Genomic DNA, 832 nt, shown 5'->3' on the forward strand with positions numbered 1-832 from the left:
CCTCCATCTCTTTTTGGAACTTCTCGCCGTAATACTTGCTCCACTCGCTGTAGGCCGGAATATCCTTGACCTTCTGGCTGTAGCGGGCCAGCTCCTCCTCCACCCCAGCCAGGGTGTTGGCCAGCCCCTCGGCATTACCGCGCAGGCTGTTGATGTCCACGCTCTTGTAGTAGAAAGAACCGGCGTTCACGGTGCGGGTGATATCGCCTCGGCCACCTCCCCCGCCACTACTGGCAAGGCTGGCATTCGTCTGCTTGGCCTCATCCTGAACCCCTTTAAGCCCCGCCCGCATCGCATCGGTGGCCCCTTTTGCCCGTGCGGCCGCCTCGTCAAAGCTATCACCAATGGCCGCGACGGCCTGCTTGGTATCGCCACTCCCACCTTTCACCTTGGCCATGGCATCGGCGGCAATAGCCATGGAGCGGGCCAGCGCATCCCCGGTGATCTTGCCCTGGGCGGCCAGTTGCTTCTGACGCGCGATCACCGCATCGATCTCGGCGGTGGTCTTGGCGCTGTTGTAGGCAGCAGCCAGCGCCTCCTCGATGGCGGCACTACTGGCCCCCGTGTGCGCCACCAATACATCCAGGGCGCCGATGGTCTTCTGAAAGCCCGCACCGATACGGCCATTGGCCTGTTCGAAGTCCAGCCCCAACGCCTCAAACGCCTTGGCCAACTTGGCCGGGCCATCAGCTGCGGTTTGCTTGGCCACCGCATTGATCTCGGCCAGATAATCACGGGTACTCTTGGCCTCATCACCCAGCGCTTTAACGGCTGCGGCGCCTTGTCGCCAGCTTCCAGTGGCCTCGTCGTAATGCACCTTGCCCTCGGCGAC

Annotated in this window: 1 pseudogene; it reads right to left on the bottom strand. The window is 62.7% G+C overall.

Features of this window, described 5'->3' with window-relative positions:
* A pseudogene (locus tag ACW5W8_RS23760) lies at positions 1 to 832 on the bottom strand (tape measure protein); the annotation flags it as partial.

Source organism: Aeromonas aquatilis (assembly GCF_054052405.1).